Annotated in this window: 10 protein-coding genes; 7 read left to right on the top strand and 3 right to left on the bottom strand. The window is 67.0% G+C overall.

All coding sequences use genetic code 11. The features are described 5' to 3' along the window. Nucleotides 1–25: 25 nt before the first annotated feature. The 3 genes from glgX to QT382_RS01120 are packed head-to-tail and all read right to left on the bottom strand — an operon-like array spanning nucleotide 26 to nucleotide 6,787. Entirely contained in the window at nucleotides 26–2,116 is a 2,091-nt protein-coding gene (glgX, locus tag QT382_RS01130) for a glycogen debranching protein GlgX (RefSeq protein ID WP_289252208.1), read from the bottom strand. Then, nucleotides 2,113–4,287 (bottom strand): 1,4-alpha-glucan branching protein GlgB, encoded by a 2,175-nt coding sequence (gene glgB / locus QT382_RS01125; RefSeq protein ID WP_289254665.1) that lies wholly within the window; start codon nucleotides 4,285–4,287, stop codon nucleotides 2,113–2,115. The genes glgX and glgB overlap by 4 nt, the downstream gene beginning before the upstream one ends. 10 nt (nucleotides 4,288–4,297) lie before the next feature. Continuing rightward, a complete protein-coding gene (locus tag QT382_RS01120) occupies nucleotides 4,298–6,787 on the bottom strand; it encodes a glycogen/starch/alpha-glucan phosphorylase (RefSeq protein ID WP_289252207.1) in 2,490 nt (829 codons plus the stop codon). A gap of 298 nt (nucleotides 6,788–7,085) precedes the next feature. On the opposite strand from QT382_RS01120, the gene QT382_RS01115 reads away from it, so the two are divergent. The 7 genes from QT382_RS01115 to QT382_RS01085 are packed head-to-tail and all read left to right on the top strand — an operon-like array spanning nucleotide 7,086 to nucleotide 16,757. Further along, nucleotides 7,086–8,204, top strand: coding sequence for an ABC transporter ATP-binding protein (locus QT382_RS01115; protein ID WP_289252206.1), 1,119 nt, complete (start codon nucleotides 7,086–7,088; stop codon nucleotides 8,202–8,204). Further along, entirely contained in the window at nucleotides 8,201–9,391 is a 1,191-nt protein-coding gene (malE, locus tag QT382_RS01110; protein ID WP_289252205.1) for a maltose/maltodextrin ABC transporter substrate-binding protein MalE, read from the top strand. Before QT382_RS01115 ends, malE begins: the two co-directional genes overlap by 4 nt. Before the next feature lie 14 nt (nucleotides 9,392–9,405). Continuing rightward, on the top strand, nucleotides 9,406–11,004 hold the full coding sequence (gene malF / locus QT382_RS01105; RefSeq protein WP_289252204.1) for a maltose ABC transporter permease MalF: 1,599 nt from the start codon (nucleotides 9,406–9,408) through the stop codon (nucleotides 11,002–11,004). Nucleotides 11,005–11,024: 20 nt separating this feature from the next. Continuing rightward, the gene (gene malG / locus QT382_RS01100) at nucleotides 11,025–11,915 is read left to right on the top strand and encodes a maltose ABC transporter permease MalG (RefSeq protein ID WP_289252203.1); all 891 of its coding nucleotides are present in this window, start codon (nucleotides 11,025–11,027) and stop codon (nucleotides 11,913–11,915) included. Then, nucleotides 11,912–13,477: a glycoside hydrolase family 13 protein gene (locus tag QT382_RS01095; RefSeq protein ID WP_289252202.1), complete on the top strand. Its 1,566-nt coding sequence runs from the start codon at nucleotides 11,912–11,914 to the stop codon at nucleotides 13,475–13,477. The genes malG and QT382_RS01095 overlap by 4 nt, the downstream gene beginning before the upstream one ends. Then, nucleotides 13,477–15,873, top strand: a complete 2,397-nt coding sequence (locus QT382_RS01090; protein ID WP_289252201.1) for an alpha-amylase family glycosyl hydrolase — start codon at nucleotides 13,477–13,479, stop codon at nucleotides 15,871–15,873. Before QT382_RS01095 ends, QT382_RS01090 begins: the two co-directional genes overlap by 1 nt. Further along, nucleotides 15,870–16,757: an aldo/keto reductase gene (locus tag QT382_RS01085; RefSeq protein WP_289252200.1), complete on the top strand. Its 888-nt coding sequence runs from the start codon at nucleotides 15,870–15,872 to the stop codon at nucleotides 16,755–16,757. Before QT382_RS01090 ends, QT382_RS01085 begins: the two co-directional genes overlap by 4 nt. Nucleotides 16,758–16,761: the final 4 nt, after the last annotated feature.

Genomic DNA, 16,761 nt, shown 5'->3' with positions numbered 1-16,761 from the left:
TTTTCTCTCTGGTCTATCCGGGGTTCTAGAGCGCGTGCAGCAGCAAGAGGCTGCGCGCCGGGACTTGGAAGGCCTGGCCGGCGGCGATGCGCGTGCCGGCCGGCAGCTCGCCGCTGGAATCCAGCAGCAGTTCGAAGGCCTGCGTGGTGAGGTGGAAGCCCTGGGGCTCGGCCTCGGGATTGAAGGCCAGCGCCAGCCGGGCCTGCGAGGCACCGGCCTCGCGAAGCAGGCATGCGAAAGCCAGCTGCGAGGCATGCCAGTCGTGCACCTGCATCTCATGGCCGGCCGGGCTGAACCAGCAGATGCAGGCATCGCCCGGCTTCTCGTGGCCGGGGCCGGCAAACCAGCGGGCGTGATGCAAGAGCGGTTCGCTGCGACGCAAGCGGCTCAACGCCGCCACGAAGTCAGTCAGGCTCGCATCCGCCTGCGGCCAGTCCAGCCAGCCGACGGTGTTGTCCTGGCAGTAGGCGTTGTTGTTGCCCTGCTGGCTGTTGGCGATCTCGTCGCCGGCGTTCAGCATCGGCGTGCCCTGAGCCAGCAGCAGCGTGGCCAGCATGGCGCGGCGGACCCGCTCGCGCGTGGCGCGGATTGCTGCGTCCTCGCTCGGCCCTTCAACGCCGAAGTTGGCGCTGAGCTCGCCGTCGCGGCCGTCGCGGTTGTCTTCGCCGTTCAGCTGGTTGTGCTTGTGGCCGTAGCTGACCACGTCGTTCAGCATGTAGCCGTCATGCACGGCGACGAAGTTGACCGAGGCCACCGGCCGGCGCTGGCCGTGGTGGAACACATCGCTGGACGCGGTGAAGCGCCGCGCGAACTCGCCGCGACCGACCTTGCCCGTGCCCAGCCAGTAGCCGCGCACCGCGTCGCGGAACTTGTCGTTCCATTCCAGGAAGCGACCCGGGAAGCGGCCCAGCTGATAGCCGTCATAGGCCGCATCCCAGGGCTCGGCGATCAGGTGGACGCCGGCCAGCAGCGGGTCCTGCCTCAGCGCGGCGAAAAAAGCTGCCTGCGGCTCGAAGCCATGCGGGCCGCGGCCCAGCACCGGCGCCAGGTCGAAGCGGAAGCCATCCACGCCCAGCTCCTGCACCCAGTAGCGCAGCGAGTCCAGCACGAACTGCGCGACGCGAGGATGCTGGACATTGAGCGTGTTGCCGCAGCCGGTCAGGTTCTCGCAGCGGCTGCGGTCGTCATGGGCCAGGCGGTACCAGAGCCGGTGGTCCAGGCCGCGGAAGCTCAAGGTGGGGCCGAACTCGTTGCCCTCGGGCGTGTGGTTGTAGACCACGTCCAGCACCACCTCCAGCCCGGCCTCGTGCAGCGCCTGGACCATGGCGCGGAACTCGGCCGTCACCGCCGCCGGATCGCGTCGATTCTCAAGCCGAGCCAAACGCGGATCGGGCGCGAAGAAGCCCAGGGTGTTGTAGCCCCAGTAGTTGCGCAGGCCCTTGCCGTGCAGATGCGGTTCGTCCACGCAGTACTGCACCGGCAGCAGCGACAGCGTGGTCACGCCCAGCTTCTTGAAGTGGGCAATGGCGGCCGGATGGGAGAGCGCCGCGTAGCTGCCGCGCAGCTCGTCCGGGATGCCGGGATGCTGCATGGAGAAGCCCTTCACATGGACTTCGTACAGCAGCAGCTCCTGCGGCGCATGGCGCGGTGCGTTCAGACGCGGCGACGGACCGGTGAGCGGCTCGGCCACCCTCGCCTTCAGCGCCTGGGTCGCGTTGTCTCGCGCATCGAAGGAGCGCGGCCCATCCGGGTGGCCCAGCTCGTAGCCATGCTGCTCGGCCGCCCAGCGGAAATGGCCGACGATCTCGCGGGCATAGGGGTCCAGCAGCAGCTTGTGCGGATTGAAGCGATGGCCATGCTCGGGCTCGTAGGGCCCATGGGCCCTGAGGCCGTAGACAAGACCTGGCCCCACGCCGGGCAGGAAGCCGTGGAACACGCCGTCGTGCGGGCCGTGCAGCTCGTAGCGGCGCAGCTCGCGCTGGCCGTCGGTGTCGAACAGGCAGAGCTCGATGCGGCTGGCATGCTCGGACACCACGGCGAAATTGACGCCGCCGTCGCGCGGCTCGGCGCCCAGCGGCTCGTGCCTGCCTTCGTCGATTTGCGCAGGCAGCTTCATGCCGGCACCAGCACCAACGTCGCCAGCGGCGGCAGGCTGACCGAGATCGACAGAGGCCGCCCTTGCGCCGCCTTCTTCTCCACCCTCAGCGTCGCTTCGAGGTTGCCCATATTGCTGCCGCCGTAATGGGCGGAATCGGTATTGAGCCGCTCGCGCCAGGCCTTGGTGCCCGGCGGCACGCCCAGCCGGTAGTCGGGCCGCGGCACCGGCGTGAAATTGCAGATCACGATCACCTCATGGCCCTCGCCGTCGCGGCGCAGCCAGGCCAGCACCGATTGCTGGCGATCTTCCTGCTGCAACCATTCGAAGCCGGCGCTCTCGCAGTCCAGCTTGTGCAGGGCCGGCAGCTCGCGGTAGACATGATTGAGGTCGCGCACCAGGCGCTGCACGCCGGCATGGCGCTGATCCTGCAGCAGCTGCCAGGGCAGGCTGCGGTCGTGATTCCATTCATCGGGCTGGGCGAACTCCTGGCCCATGAAGAGCAGCTTCTTGCCCGGGTGGCCCCACATGAAGCCGTAGTAGGCGCGCAGGTTGGCGAATTTTTGCCAGTCGTCGCCCGGCATCTTGGCCAGCATCGAGCCCTTGCCGTGCACCACCTCGTCATGCGAGATCGGCAGCACGAAGTTCTCGCTGAAGGCGTAGACCAGCCCGAACGTCATCTTGTCGTGGTGCCAGCGGCGGTGGACCGGATCCTCGTGCATGTAGCGCAGGGTGTCGTTCATCCAGCCCATGTTCCATTTGTAGTGGAAGCCCAGGCCGCCGGCCGAGGTGGGGCGCGAGACGCCAGCAAAGCTGGTGGACTCCTCGGCCAGCGTGATCGCGCCGGGCGACTCCAGGCCCAGGCGTTCATTGACCCGCTGCATCAGCGAGATCGCCTCGAGGTTCTCGCGGCCGCCGTCGGCATTGGGAATCCATTCGCCGGCCGGCCGCGAATAGTCGCGGTACAGCATCGAGGCCACGGCATCGACGCGCAGACCGTCCACGCCCCAGCGCTCCGTCCAGTACAGCGCATTGCCGGTCAGGAACTGGCGCACCTCGTTGCGGCCGAAGTTGTAGATCAGCGTGTTCCAGTCGCGGTGGAAGCCCTCGCGCGGGTCGGCGTAGTCGTACAGATGCGTGCCGTCGAACTGGGCCAGACCGAAGGCATCGGACGGGAAATGCGCCGGCACCCAGTCCAGCAGCAGACCCAGGCCCTGGTCGTGACAGGCGGCCACGAAACGGCCAAAACCCTCCGGCGGGCCGAAGCGCGCACTCGGGGCGAACAGGCCCAGGGTCTGGTAGCCCCAGGAGCCGTCGAAAGGATGCTCGCTGATGGGCATCAGCTCCAGATGGGTGAAGCCCAGGTCGGCCGCATAGGCCGGCAGCTCGGCGGCCAGCTCGTCCCAGCTCGGGAAGCGGCCATCGGGCTTGCGCCAGGACGCGGCGTGGACCTCGTAGATGCTGATGGGCGCATCGCGGCGGTTGGCCGCAGCCCGCGCGCCGCTGAGAACCCGCGGCTTGTTCAGCGGCGCGGCCACGACGCTGGCCGTCTCGGGCCGCAGCTGTGCGGCGCGTGCATAGGGGTCGGCCTTGGGCGGCAGGAGCTGCCCTTCGGGACCGACGATCTCGAACTTGTAGAGGTCGCCCGGCTGCACATCGGGCACGAACAGCTCCCAGACGCCGGCCTCGTGGCGCAGCCGCATCGCATGGCGGCGGCCGTCCCAGTTGTTGAAGCCGCCGACCACGGCGACGCGGCGCGCATTCGGCGCCCAGACGGCAAAACGCACGCCGGCCACACCGCCCTGCTCCAGCCCATGCGCGCCGAGCTGGGTGAAGGGCCGCGGATGCTCGCCGCGGGCCAGCAGGCCCAGGTCTTCGTCCAGCAGCTGCGGACCGAAGGCATAGGCATCGGCATAGCAGCCCTCGATGCCGTTGTCCCAGCGCACCTGCAGCCGGTAGTCGAAGCGCTTGCGGCGCCGGCCCAGCTGGGCCTCGAACAGGCCGCCCTCGCGGTGCGGCAGCGTGGCCACGACCTTGCGGCTGGCCGCCTCCAGCACCATCACGCCAGCCGCGCCGGGCAGCAGCGCGCGCAGCCAGAGCTTGCCGTCCTCGTCGGCGTGCAGGCCCAGCACCGCGAACGGATCCGGGTGTCGGGCGCCCAGCAGGGCCTGCAGTTCCGGGTCGGACAGCATCGTCAAAGGGTCAGCTCAGGCTCTTCACCGACCAGACACGTTCCACGTATTCGGCAATCGTGCGGTCCGACGAGAACCAGCCCATGCCGGCGACGTTGAGGATGGCGCGGCGGTTCCAGGCCACCGGGTCCTGGTACAGCGCATCGACGCGCAGCTGCGTGGCGACGTAGTCGGCGAAGTCGGCCATCAAGAGATAGGGATCGTGGCCCAGCAACTTGTCCACCAGGGCCTTGTAGCGGTGGGTGTCGCCGCCGCTGAATTCGCCCGAGGCGATGGCGTCGATCACGGCCTTCAGCTGGCGGTTTTCTTCGACGTAGAGGCGCGGGTCGTAGCCCAGCGTCTTGATCTTGGCCACGGCTTCGGTGCGCAGGCCGAAGACGAACATGTTCTCCGTGCCCATGGCTTCTGCCATCTCGATGTTGGCGCCGTCCCAGGTGCCAATCGTCAGCGCCCCATTCAGCGCGAACTTCATGTTGCCGGTGCCCGAGGCCTCGGTACCGGCGGTGGAGATCTGCTCGCTCAGCTCGGCCGCCGGCAGGATGGTCTCGGCCAGCGAGACGCCGTAGTTGGGCAGGAACACCAGCTTGAGCTTGTCACCCACGCGCGGGTCGCTGTTGACCACACGGCCCACGTCATGGGCCAGCTGGATGATGGACTTGGCCATCTGGTAGGCCGAGGCGGCCTTGCCGGCGATGACCACGGTGCGCGGCGTCCAGTTGGCGCCCGGGTTGGCGACGATGGCCTGGTAGCGCGCGATCACATGCAGGATGTTGAGCAGCTGGCGCTTGTACTCGTGGATGCGCTTGATCTGCACGTCGAACAGGCTGTCCGGATTGACGGCAATGCCCAGCTCGCGACGGATCAGGGCCGCCAGGCGCTCCTTGTTGGCGCGCTTGACCGAGCGGAACTGGCGGCCCAGCTCGGCGTCATCCGCCAGCTCTTTCAGCTTGCCCAGCTGGGCCAGGTCCTTGCGCCAGCTCGTGCCGATGCGACCGTCGATCAGGCTGGACAGCTGCGGATTGGCCTGCTGCAGCCAGCGGCGCGGGGTCACGCCGTTGGTGACGTTGTGGAAGCGCTCCGGGTAGATGCGGGCGAAGTCGGCAAAGATGGTCTGCACCATCAGCTCGCTGTGCAGGGCCGCCACGCCGTTGACCCGGTGCGAGGCCACGATGGCCAGGTGGGCCATGCGCACGCGGCGCTCGCCGCCACTGCCGTAGCCACCCTCTTCCTCGACCAGCGAGACCCGGTTCATCAGGCCTTCATCGCCGGGGAAGCGCGCCTTCAGTTCTTCCATGAAGCGGTGGTTGATCTCGAAGATGATTTCCAGGTGGCGCGGCAGCTGGGCCTCGAACAGGTACAGCGGCCACTTCTCCAGCGCCTCGGGCATCAGCGTGTGGTTGGTGTACGAGACCGCCTGGCCGGTGATGGCCCAGGCCTCGTCCCAGCCCAGGCCATGCTCGTCCAGCAGCAGGCGCATCAGCTCGGCCGGCGCCAGCGCCGGGTGGGTGTCGTTCAGGTGGATGACATTGGTCCTGCCCAGGTTGTGCAGCGAGCCGAACTCGCGCAGGTGGCGGGCGATCAGGTCCTGCAGCGAAGCGCTGACCAGGAAGGCCTCCTGCTTCAGGCGCAGCTCGCGGCCGGGGTCGGTCGAGTCGTCCGGGTACAGCACCCAGTTGATCGCGTCGGCCTGCACCCGGTGCTTGGCCGCCTGCGAATAGGCGCCGCGGCAGAAGCTGTGGAAGTCGATCGGCGCCTCGGCACTGGCATGCCACTGGCGCAGCGTGGAGACGCGCTCGCTGTGGTGGGCGGGAACGATGAAGTCGTAGGCCTGAGCCACCAGGCGCTCTGCCGGCACCCAGCGGCGGCTGCCGTCGGCATCGACCTCGATGCGGCCACCGAAGCCCACCGGATAGCGCACGTCGGGACGCGGCACTTCCCAGGCATTGCCCAGGCGCAGCCAGTCGTCCGGCCGCTCGACCTGGCGGCCGTCCTGTATGCCCTGGGCGAACATGCCGTATTCATAGCGCAGGCCATAGCCGAAGGAAGGCAGGCCCAGCTCGGCGAACGAGTCAAGGAAGCAGGCGGCCAGGCGGCCCAGGCCACCATTGCCCAGGGCCGCGTCGTTCTCGCGCTCCAGCACATCGGGCAAGGCCTGGCCCTGGGCGGCGAAGGGCTCGCGCAGGCTTTCGTCCAGGCCGAGGGCGGCGATGGCATTGCCAAGGGCCCGGCCCATCAGGAATTCCATCGACAGGTAATGGACGCGGCGCACCGGCGCATCGACGCCGCGCTTGGCATCGGCAGCCTGGGTGTCGGCCCAGCGCTCGGCCAGTTGCTCGCGGCAGGCGGCAGCGGCGGCGCGCATCAGGGCTTCGCGGCTGCCTGCATCGGCAGCGCCGCGCAGCTCACGGGCCAGGGCGGTCTTGAAGGCAGCTTGGACGGGCGTGGGTTGGGTGCTCATGGCGGCGTTCTTGAGGGTCGCGAACAGCGTGCTTGCTTTCATGGGATTCCGGCTCCGATGCGCCCTTGGCGCAGGCGCGCTTGCAGGACCGGCCGAGGCCGGCGATTGCCGCGCAGTATCGCAAACCGCCAAGGATTTGTGTAGTTTCACTACATCGGTAAATCCACCAACCCAGGCGACGAGGCCTTTATTCTAGGCGAAGACCCGAAAAAGCCCCGGTGGATACCATGTTGTATCACTACATTTTCAACGGTATATTCGCGCCAGCTTCCCGAGCCGGCCTGTCCGGCACCCACCCAAATAGCCGCGGCCTTGAGCCGACCGGCACGGAGACAGACAAGTGGCCGACGTCCAGCTTTCCCAAGTCGCCAAGGCCTACGGCGACGTCAAGATCCTGCATGGCATCGACCTGGAGATTCGCGACGGCGAATTCATGGTCTTCGTCGGCCCCTCGGGCTGCGGCAAGTCCACGCTCCTGCGCACCATCGCCGGCCTGGAAGAGATCACCGGCGGCGAACTGCGAATCGGCGGCCGCCTGGTGAACGAGGTGCCGCCGGCCGAGCGCGGCATCGCCATGGTGTTCCAGTCCTATGCGCTGTACCCGCATATGAATCTGTACGACAACATGGCCTTCGGCCTGAAGCTGGCCAAGGTGCCCAAGGACGAGATCGACGGCGCCGTGCGCAACGCCGCAAAGATCCTGCACATCGAGCATCTGCTGGACCGCAAGCCCAAGGACCTCTCGGGAGGCCAGCGCCAGCGCGTGGCCATAGGCCGCGCCATCGTGCGCAAGCCGGAGGTCTTTCTGTTCGACGAGCCGCTGTCCAACCTCGATGCCGCCCTGCGCGTGCGCATGCGCTACGAGTTCGCCAAGCTGCACGAGGACCTGAAGACCACCATGGTCTACGTGACCCATGACCAGGTCGAGGCCATGACGCTGGCAGACCGCATCGTGGTGCTCTCGGCCGGCAAGATCGAGCAGGTCGGCTCGCCGCTGGAGCTGTACGAGCACCCCTGCAATCTCTTCGTGGCCGGCTTCATCGGCAGCCCCAAGATGAATTTCCTCGCTGGCGAGCTGGCCTCGATCTCGGCGGGCGAAGCCGAGGTCAGGCTGGCCGGCGGCCTGACGATGCGCACCCTGGTGGACGCCAGCCGCGCCAAGGTCGGCGACAAGGTCACGCTGGGCGTGCGGCCCGAGCACATCCGCGTCGGCGGCGAAGGCAACCTGTTCCAGACCACGGTGGCCTTTGTCGAGTCGCTGGGCGGCCTGACCTTTGCCTACTGCCCCTACCCCGGCCTCGAAGAACCGCTGACCTGCCAGTTTGAAGGCCGCAACGGCTGCGACCGGCTGCGCAGCGGCTCCATGCTGGACCTGCAATTCCCGGCCGAGGCGCTCTACCTGTTCGATGAACAAGGCCAGGCCTTCCGCCGCCTCGCCGCGCCGGAGCTGGGCGCATGAACAAGGCCACCGCCCTCGCCCTCGCGCTGGGACTGCTGGCCGTCCATGCGGCGCAGGCCCAGTCCGCCCCCAAGCTGCTGGTCTGGATCAACGGCGACAAGGCCTACAACGGCCTGCAGAAGGTCGGCAACGCCTTCGAGAAGGCCAGCGGCGTCAAGGTCGTGGTCGAGCATCCGGTCGATGCGCCGGAGAAGTTCCAGCAGGCTGCCGGCGCCGGCAAGGGCCCGGACATCTTCTGCTGGCCGCATGACCGCATAGGCGAATGGGCCAAGGCCGGCTTGCTGACCGCCATCCGCCCCGGCAGGAAGCTGCGCGAAGAGAACGAGGAAGCGGCCTGGAAGGCGATGGCCTACCGCGGCAAGCTCTGGTCGTACCCCATCGCCATCGAGACCACCGGCCTGATCTACAACAAGGCCCTGGTGCCCAAGCCGCCCGCCACGATGGAGGAGCTGATCGCGCTGGACAAACAGCTGCAGCAGCAGGGCAAGCACGCCATCCTGTGGGACTACAACAAGAGCTTCTTCAGCTGGCCGCTGCTGGCCGGGCCGGGCGGCCGCGTGTTCGGTCGCGATGCGCAAGGCGAGTACGACCCCGATCAAGTGGGCGTCAACAACGAAGGCGCGCTGGCCGGCGCGAAGATGCTGGAGCGGCTGGTCAAGGAAGGCCACATGCCCAAGGGCGCGCGCTACTCCGAGATGGAAACCGGCTTCGCCCGCGGCACCGTGGCGATGATGATCTCCGGCCCGTGGGCCTGGGACAACGCACGCCGCGCCAAGATCGACTTCGGCGTGGCCGCCATTCCGGCCGCCGTGGCGGGCCAACCGTCCAAGCCCTTTGTGGGCGTGCTGGGTTGCATGGTCTCGGCGCCGAGCAAGCAAAAGGACATCGCCATCGAGTTCATCGAGAACCACCTGATGCGGCCCGAGGCCCTGAAGGTGCTTGATGCCGACGTGCCCATAGGCGTGCCGGCCAACAAGGCCTTCTATGCCGAGCTCGCGGTGAACCCCTTGATCAAGGCCAGCATGGACAACGCCCGCGCCGGCGAGCCGATTCCCAACATCCCCGAGGTGGGCCGCTTCTGGACCGCGATGGACGCGGCGCTGGAGGCCATTACCAACGGCCTGCAATCGCCCAAGGACGCGCTGGATGGCGCCTCCGGCCGCATGCGGCTCAAGACCGCCAAGTGAGTGGAGTCACAAACATGAACGCCACCACCGCCCCCGTCCATCGCCAGGCCTACAGCAGCCTGCCGCCCAGCGCGCTGGAGAGATTCGCGCGCCTCCTGCGCTGGCCGCTGACCGGCATCGCCTTGCTGGCCTCGCTCTACCTGGTCTTCCTGATCCATGCCTCGGGCCAGACCTACTGGGCCCTGGGCGTGCTCGCGCTGTTCAGTGCCGGCTTCTACGTCTATGTGAGCAAGGCCGCGTTTGCCGCGCGCTACCTTTTCCCGGGCATCGCCGGCATGCTGGTCTTCATCGCCTTCCCGCTGGTCTACACGGCGGTGATAGGGTTCACCAACTACTCCTCGCCGCATCTGCTGACCGAAGAGCGGGTGCGCGAATACCTGCTGGACCAGCACGAGGCCGTGGAGGAGCAGGTGCTGCCCTACAGCTTGCATGCCGATGGCGCCGAGTTCCGCCTGGTGTTGCGCGATGCCGCGAGCGGCGAGCCGCGCTGGGTGTCCACGCCGCTGGCGCTGCGCAAGCTGCGCGGCGAGCTCAAGGTCGAGATGCGCGACGTGGCCGCCGAGCCGCTGCCGCTGGCCAGCCCGCTGCAGGCCGCCCTGCCCTTGCGCGAACTGATCCAGCATCGCGAGGCACTCTCGCATCTGGCCCTGCAGATGCCTGGCCAGGCCGAAGCCCTGCACTACCTGGGCCTGCGCGAATTCGGACCTGTCCGTAGGCACTGGGAATCGCTGCCCGACGGCAGCCTCAAGCGCGTGGCCGACGGCCAGGTCTACAAGCCCAACGGTGACACCGGCTTCTTCGAGAACGTGCAAGGAGAAGCGCTGCAGCCCGGCTACAAGGTGCTGGTCGGCACGCAGAACTACAAGCGCATGCTCTTGAACGAAGAGTTTCGCGGCCCCTTCCTCGCGATCTTCACGTGGACGGTGATCTTCTCCTTCACCACCGTGCTGTTCGCCACCGCCATCGGCATGCTGCTCGCCGTGCTCTTGAACTGGGAAGACCTGAAGTACCGCGGCACCTACCGCACCCTGCTCTTCCTGCCCTATGCGGTGCCGGGCTTCATCTCCATCCTGGTGTTCAAGGGCCTGTTCAACCAGAACTTCGGCGAGATCAACGCCATCCTCGATGCACTGGTGGGCGTGAAGCCGGCCTGGTTTGCCGACCCGCTGCTGGCCAAGATCATGCTGGTGATCGTGAACGTATGGCTGGGCTATCCGTACATCATGATCCTGTGCTCGGGCCTGCTGAAGGCGATCCCTTCGGACCTGTACGAAGCCTCGGCCCTGGCCGGCGCCGGCCCGCTGACCAACTTCTTCAAGATCACCGCGCCGCTGATCATCAAGCCGCTGGCGCCGCTCCTGGTCAGCGCCTTCGCCTTCAACTTCAACAACTTCGTGCTGATCGCGCTGCTGACGGACGGCCGGCCGGACTACCTCAGCACCAAGATCCCGGCGGGACAGACCGACATCCTGGTGTCCTACACCTACCGCATCGCCTTCCGCGATTCGGGCTCGGACTTCGGCCTGGCGGCCGCGATCTCCACGCTGATCTTCATCCTTGTCGCGGCGATGTCCCTCGTCAATCTGCGCTTGATGAAGAAGGCCCAGCAGTAATGCAGTAAAGGACTCGGCATATGGCAATCGTTCGAGGCAAGCAGGCGCGCTGGCGCGTGTTCGGCGCGCATGCGCTGCTCTGGGTTTTCCTGGCGCTGACGTTGTTCCCGCTATTGGCCGTGGTGTCGATCTCGCTGCGCCCCGGCAACTTCGCCACCGGCAGCCTGATACCGACCGAGATCAGCCTGGAGCACTGGAAGCTCGCGCTGGGCATTCCGTATCAGGCAGCCGATGGCAGCCTGGTGCAGCCGCCCTTCCCGGTGCTGACCTGGCTGTGGAACTCGATCAAGGTGGCGACCATCGCGGCCTTCCTGATCGTGGGCATCTCCACCACGGCAGCCTATGGTTTCGCGCGTTTGAAGTTCCGCTTCAAGACGCCGATCCTGAATTCGATGCTGCTGCTGCAGATGTTCCCGGCGGTGCTGGCCCTGGTGGCGATCTACGCCATTTTCGAGACCATAGGCAGCTATCTGCCGGCCATAGGCCTGGAGACGCATGCCGGCCTGGTGCTGGCCTATCTCGGCGGCGTGGCCACGCATGTCTGGACCATCAAGGGCTATTTCGAAACCATCCCGGTCGAGATCGAGGAGAACGCCAAGGTCGACGGCGCCACGCACTGGCAGGCCTTCCGCATGGTGCTGCTGCCCATGGCCGTGCCCATCCTGATGGTGGTCTTCGTGCTGGCCTTCATAGGCACCATCATCGAGTACCCGGTGGCCTCCGTGCTCTTGCGCGAGGAAGGCAACCTGACGCTGGCCGTCGGCAGCAAGTACTTCCTGCATGACCAGCGCTTCCTGTGGGGCGACTTCGCGGCGGCCGCGGTGCTGTCCGGCTTGCCGATCACGGCCGTGTTCCTTCTCGCGCAACGCTGGATCGTCAGCGGCCTTACGGCAGGCGGAGTGAAGGGATGAGGCGGGCCCTGGGCGCGACGCTGGTCCTGGCCGCACTGGCGGCAACTGCAATGCCGGCATGGGCCGGCACCTTCGAAAACCGCGAGCGCGACTGGCGCAATGGCGCCGTCGTCTACCAGATCATCGTCGACCGCTTCGTGCCCAGTGCGAACCTGGAGGCCAAGCGTGCGCTCTATCCGGCCCCCAAGGTCTTGCGGCCCTGGAGTGAAGCGCCGAAGCCGGGCGTCTACCTGCCGGACCAGAAGCTCAACTCGGCCGAACTCGACTTCTGGGGCGGCGACCTCGCCAGCGCCGCCACGCGGCTGGACCACATCCAGCAACTCGGTGCCGATGTGCTCTATCTGAACCCGATCCATCTGGCCTGGACGAACCACAAGTACGACGCCTTCGACTTTCAGAAGCTGAGCCCGGAGTACGGCAACCGTGAGGATTTCAAGCGCCTGGCGTCGGATGCCCGCCAGCGCGGCCTGAAGGTGGTGCTGGACGGTGTGTTCAATCACATGGGCCGCAACGCGCCTGTCTTCAAGGACGCCTATGCCAATCCCAAGAGCCCCTGGCGCCACTGGTTCTCCATCGGCCCGCAATACGAAGGCGGCGCGCTGGTCTGGACCGGCTTCCAGAACCTGCCGGAGCTCAAGCTCGAAAACCCCGCGGTACGACGCCACCTCTGGCTGGACAAGGACTCGGTCGTTCGCTCCTACCTTCGTGATGGTGCGGACGGGTGGCGACTCGACACCGCCTTCGAGCTCGGTCACAACTACCTTCGCGAGCTGACCGAGGCCGCCCATCGGGAGAAGCCTGGTTCCCTGGTGGTCGGCGAAATCGCCAACTACCCGGACCAGTGGCTGAAGTCCATCGACGCCGTGATGAACTTCTCCTTGCGCGACATCATCCTGGGCGCAGCCAGTGGCGACATAGCCCCGGCGACCGCCGCGCGCATGACCGACCGGCTGGTCAGGGACGCCGGCATCGAGCCCCTGCTGAAGTCCTGGGTGGTGATCGACAACCACGACATCCCCCGTATCGCCACCCAGTTGCCGGCGACCGCGCAACGCCGCCTGGTCCAGGCGCTGCAGTTCACACTGCCCGGCGCCCCCAATCTGTACTACGGTGCCGAGGTCGGCATGGTGGGCGGTACCGACCCGGAGAACCGCGGCCCCATGCGCTGGGACCTGGTTCGGGAGGACAACCCCGAGCTGTCCTGGGTCCGCAAGCTGATCGCGCTGCACAAGGCGCATCGCGCGCTGCGCATCGGCGACTTCCGGCTGATCGAATCGCAGCAGCTGTTCGCCTTCGAGCGTCACACCGACAAGGCGCTGGACACACGCATAGTCATTGCCAACCCCAGCAACCAGACCGTGCGCGAGCGGCTGATGGTTGCCAACGCCCACCTGATGGACGGCACGCCCATGATCGACCTGCTCGGCCTGGTGTCACCTGCGCCGACCGTCGCCTTTGGCGCCGGCTCCTTCGTGGTCGAGATGCCTGCGCACAGCGTTCTGGTGCTGCAGCCCAGGCCCAGCGAGATGGGTGGCTACAGCCGCTACAAGCGAGTGCAATGATGCAGAAGACCCTGTTGTTGCTGGTAGCCGCGATGGCCGCCACTGCTGCGCTGCCTGCCACGGCAGCAGGCGCCTGCCGGCCCTCGCCGCTGGGCCAGCGCGACCTGTTCCTGCGCGGCAGCTTCAATGGCTGGAGTGCCGAGGAGGCACAGCGCTTCGCCTATGTCTGCGACCGCTACGAGTTGCACCTGAAGCTGGCCGGCGAGCACCAGTTCAAGATCGGTGACGAGGACTGGTCGCCGGACGCCGACTTCGGCGGCAAACCGGCCCAGCTGCAGCTCAAGGGCCCGGCGATGAGCCAGCGCTTCAAGGGCGGCTACCAGCTGACGCTGCGCCTCGAAGGCGCCGCGCCCAGCCTGCAGATTCAGCCCTTCGCGGGCAAGCTGCCAGCGCCGAAGCCACTGCCGGGCGTGAGCAATGCCGTCGCGCGCAGCCTGCGCTTCGACTCTCGTTCCATCGCCGACAAGCAGCCCTTCGGCGCCGTGACCGCCGGCAGCGAGGTGAGCTTCGCCCTCAGCGCTTTGCCCGGTGTCGAGCAACTGGACCTGGTGCTCGCCAAGCGCCGCCTCGAAGGCAATCAGGAGGTGCTGGAGTACCAGCCGCTGACCCGCATCGCCATGGCCAGGCACTCGGACGGCAAGCACGAACGCTGGACCGCCTCTCATCGCTTTGCCGAGCCCGCCGTGTACGGCTACCACTTCGAGGCCCGCATTGCCGGCCAGACGTACGTCTACGGCAACAACCGCGACAAGGTGTTCTGGACCCGCGAGAAGGGCACGATGGGTGTCGGCATTGCGGAGGACAAGCCAACGGAAGACAAGCGCATCCGCCGCTACCGCCAGACCGTCTACGCCGCCGACTTCAAGGTGCCGGACTGGGCCAGGGACCTCGTCTACTACTACATCTTCCCCGAGCGCTTCCGCAACGGCGACCGCAGGAACGACCCCCAGCCGGGCCGCGACCGCTACCACGACAAGACCGTGGAGTTGCACAAGAACTGGCTCGACAAGCCCTGGAAGCCAGGCTCGGGCGACGGCTCCGACGTGCTACCCAACAACGACTTCTTCGGCGGCGACCTGGCCGGCATCATCGAGAAGCTGGACTACATCAAGGCCCTGGGCGCCAATGCGATCTACATGACGCCGGTGTTCCGCGCCGCCAGCAACCACAAGTACGACACCGGCGACTACACGCAGATCGATCCGGCCTTCGGCACCAATGCCGACTTCGAGCGGCTCTGCGCCGAGGCTGCCAGGCGCGGCATCCGCGTGATCCCCGACACCTCGCTGAACCACGTCGGCCAGGACTCGCCCTACTTCAATCGCTTCAGCAACTACAAGGCTGGCGGCGCCTTTGACGGCGCCAAGATCAACGCCACATCGCCCTACGCCAGCTGGTTCACTTTCGACACGAAGCAGACCGAGCCCGACAAGCAATACAAGGGCTGGGTCGGCGTGCTGGACCTGCCCGAGATCAACAAGGCTTCGCCGGCCTTCCGCGCCTTTGCCTATGGCGACAAGGACTCGGTGATGAAGCAATGGCTGGACCGCGGTGCGGCCGGCTGGCGCATGGACGTGGCGCCCTGGGTGCCGGACGACTTCTGGCGCGAGTGGCGCAAGGCGATCAAGGCCCACAGGCCCGATGCGCTGACCGTGGCCGAGACCTGGTTTGACGCGAGCAAGTACCTGCTCGGCGACACGTTCGACTCGACCATGAACTACATCTTCCGCAACGCACTGCTGGAGTACGCGGCCGGCGGCGATGCGAGAAAGCTGTACGCCAATATCGAGCTGATGCGCGAGGCCTATCCGCCGCAGACCTTCTATGCGCTGATGAATCTGCTCTCGACGCATGACCAGGCTCGCGCCCTGCATCATTTCGGCTATCACGACGACGGCAATCAGGCCAAGCTGAGAGAAGCCAAGCTGCGGCTGAAGCTGGCCGTGCTGTTCCAGATGAGCTTCCCCGGCTCGCCAACCATCTACTACGGCGACGAGGTTGGGCTGGCCGGCGGCGACGACCCGTTCAACCGCGCGACCTACCCTTGGGCCGACGAAGGCGGAAAGCCTGATGAAACCCTGCTCGCCGACTTCAAGCGCCTGACGGCCATGCGCAACGAGCATGCGGTGCTGCGCCACGGATCGATCAGCGCGCCCATTCACCTCGATGCCAACGTGATCGCCCTGGCCCGCCAGGATGGGGAACGCTGGGCCGTCACGGCCACCAACAACGCAAACACGGCTCGCACCGTCAAGCTGGCTGCGCCGGCCGCGCTGCGCGGCAAGCAGCTACGTGATGCCCTGAGCAACAAGCCCTTCCAGGTCGGCGCCGATGGCCGGCTGACCCTCACCCTGCCGCCGCTCTCCGGCGCCGTCCTGATCTCTTCTGCCCCATGAACCTCCAAGACTTCGGCCGCACCGGCCTGCGCGTCAGCCGCCTCGGCTTCGGCGCCATGCACCTCAACGACGAGCGCACTTCCGAAGAAGACGCCGAGCGGCTGCTCAACCAGGTGCTGGACCTGGGCGTCAACCTGATAGACACGGCCCGCAGCTACGGGCTCTCGGAAGAGCGCATCGGCCGCTATCTATCTCGCCGCCGCCACGAGTTCGTGCTGTCCACCAAGGTCGGCTACGGCGTCGAGGGCGTGCCCGACTGGACCTACGGCTGCATAGTCCAGGGCATAGAGCGCGCACTGCGCGTGATGCGCACCGACGTGATCGACGTCGTCCATCTGCATTCCTGCCCGCTGGCCACGCTGGAACAAGGCGAGGTGGTGCGCGCCCTGCAGGACTGCCAGGCGGCCGGCAAGATCCGCGTGGCGGCCTACTCGGGCGACAACGCCGAACTGGATTTCGCCATCGCGAGCGGCGCCTTCGGTTCGCTGCAAACCTCGATCAGCGTCTGTGACCAGGTCAACCTGACGGTGCGTCTGCCCGAGGCCCAGCGCCAGGGCCTGGGCCTGATCGCCAAGCGGCCGCTGGCCGGCGCGATCTGGCGCTTCGCCGAGCGGCCGAGCGACTACGCCGAAGGCCAGTACTGGGACCGCTGGCAGGCCATGGGCATCGCGACCCAACTGGCGGATGCCGACCTGGGCGAACTGGCCCTGCGCTTCGTCGCCCACCTGCCCGGCGTGGCCAGCAGCATCGTCGGCACCAGCAAGCTGGAAAACTTCAAGCGCAACCTGGCCATCGTCGACAAAGGCCCGCTGCCGGACGAGCAGCAACGTCTGCTGCGCGAGGCCTTCCTGCATCACGAGCGGGGCTGGAAGGGCCTGATCTGATGGT

Source organism: Pelomonas sp. SE-A7 (genome assembly GCF_030345705.1).
Classification (GTDB): Bacteria; Pseudomonadota; Gammaproteobacteria; order Burkholderiales; family Burkholderiaceae_C; genus JAUASW01.
This window is presented reverse-complemented; position numbering and strand designations above follow the sequence as displayed.

Bases quoted from the DNA above. Each gene is read 5' to 3' on its own strand.
- glgX (WP_289252208.1), bottom strand. From the start codon at position 2,116: ATGAAGCTGCCTGCGCAAATCGACGAAGGCAGGCACGAGCCGCTGGGC.
- glgB (WP_289254665.1), bottom strand. From the start codon at position 4,287: ATGCTGTCCGACCCGGAACTGCAGGCCCTGCTGGGCGCCCGACACCCG.
- QT382_RS01120 (WP_289252207.1), bottom strand. From the start codon at position 6,787: ATGAAAGCAAGCACGCTGTTCGCGACCCTCAAGAACGCCGCCATGAGC.
- malE (WP_289252205.1), top strand. From the start codon at position 8,201: ATGAACAAGGCCACCGCCCTCGCCCTCGCGCTGGGACTGCTGGCCGTC.
- malF (WP_289252204.1), top strand. From the start codon at position 9,406: ATGAACGCCACCACCGCCCCCGTCCATCGCCAGGCCTACAGCAGCCTG.
- malG (WP_289252203.1), top strand. From the start codon at position 11,025: ATGGCAATCGTTCGAGGCAAGCAGGCGCGCTGGCGCGTGTTCGGCGCG.
- QT382_RS01095 (WP_289252202.1), top strand. From the start codon at position 11,912: ATGAGGCGGGCCCTGGGCGCGACGCTGGTCCTGGCCGCACTGGCGGCA.
- QT382_RS01090 (WP_289252201.1), top strand. From the start codon at position 13,477: ATGCAGAAGACCCTGTTGTTGCTGGTAGCCGCGATGGCCGCCACTGCT.
- QT382_RS01085 (WP_289252200.1), top strand. From the start codon at position 15,870: ATGAACCTCCAAGACTTCGGCCGCACCGGCCTGCGCGTCAGCCGCCTC.